General features: G+C 62.3%; 1 protein-coding gene. It reads left to right on the top strand.

Annotated features, from left to right (window positions below; translation table 11 throughout):
* Positions 1-289: 289 nt before the first annotated feature.
* Positions 290-1,336, top strand: coding sequence for an IS110 family transposase (locus MMF96_RS19365; protein WP_256884472.1), 1,047 nt, complete (start codon positions 290-292; stop codon positions 1,334-1,336).
* The last annotated feature ends 25 nt before the right edge of the window (positions 1,337-1,361 follow it).

The following is a 1,361-nucleotide window of genomic DNA, read 5'->3' as shown; positions in this document are numbered from 1 at the left end:
AGCCTTGATCTCTAATTGGATTTGGCTGGTCTGGCACCGGCTGGCAGGATGGTGCGAATCCACCCGGATGTGACTCAGCCTTGATCTGGCCGTTGATTCGTTAAACGTGCCTTTCGGTGGACTCGTCCATCCGGGTGGACTCGCACCGACCTGGCCTCTTGCCATGGCTTGATAAAAGGTTGGCCGCTGCCACTGGTGGCGTGCCTCATTAGAGATTTGCCTGACGAGAACCCCCGCCCAGACCGGTGCCGTGCTAACGGCCATCAACCGGAATCGGAGGAACACCGCCATGACCTTGGTGACAGAAAAATACGACTACGTCATCGGCATTGATACCCATGCCCGAACCCACACCTACGCCGCCATCAACACCCGAACCGGTGCACAGGAAGGTTGTGAGGCCTTCCCGGTCAGTCCCGCCGGGATGCGGCGGGCAATCGCCTGGATCGGCCGGAGCTCCACCGGCGAGGTGCTGGCGGCAGTGGAAGGAACCCGTTCCTACGGATCTTCGATCACCGCCATGTTGACTGCCAAAAGCATCCCGGTGGTCGAGGCGAAACCGCCGAAGAGGCAGGCCCGTGCCGGGGTCGGAAAAACCGATGAAATCGATGCGACAGCCGCCGCGATGGGCGTCCTGGGTAAAGACACCGCAGCGCTCATGTACCCGCGGGCCGAGGGCGTACGCGCCGCGATCAGCGTACTGTTGGCCAGCCGGCGGCGTGTCGATCACCAACGCACCGTGGATCGAAACGCCTTGAATGCGCTGGTGCGCGAAATCAATCTCGGCCTCGAGACGAGGAAGGCCCTCACGGACCGCCAGCTCATCGACATCAGCGCCTGGCGCCAGCGCACGGATGACACGGCAGAACAACGCATTGCACGGGATGAAGCGGTCCGGCTGGCCTCGTCGGTCCTCCGCGCCGACAAGCAGCTGAAACGGAACAAAGAGCAGCTGGCCGAACTCGGAGAGGAGCTCGCCCCAGGACTGCAGAACCAGACTGGCGTCGGCCCCGTCACTGCCGGTGCCATCCTCGTCGCATACTCGCACCACGGCAGGATCCGTTCCGAGGCCGCCTTCGCCGCGCTGGCCGGCGCCGCACCGTTGCAGGCGTCGTCGGGAAACACCGTGCGCCACCGGCTCAACCGCCATGGTGACCGGCAGTTGAACAGCGCCCTGGACGTGATCGCCAAAACCCGCATGCGGTGCGATGAGCAAACCAAGCAATACGTGGAACGACGCACCGCACAAGGCTTGAGCTACCGCGAGATCAAACGCATCCTGAAACGCTATATTGCCCGCAGCATCTATCGTCAGCTACAACATCTCACGGCTTGACTTTGAACATAAAAGGGTCCACCGA

Source organism: Arthrobacter sp. STN4 (genome assembly GCF_024539665.1).
Taxonomy (GTDB): Bacteria; Actinomycetota; Actinomycetes; order Actinomycetales; family Micrococcaceae; genus Specibacter.
The sequence above is the reverse complement of the archived record's forward strand: the minus strand, read 5'-3'. Positions and strand labels throughout refer to the sequence as shown.

Bases quoted from the DNA above. Each gene is read 5' to 3' on its own strand.
- MMF96_RS19365 (WP_256884472.1), top strand. From the start codon at position 290: ATGACCTTGGTGACAGAAAAATACGACTACGTCATCGGCATTGATACC.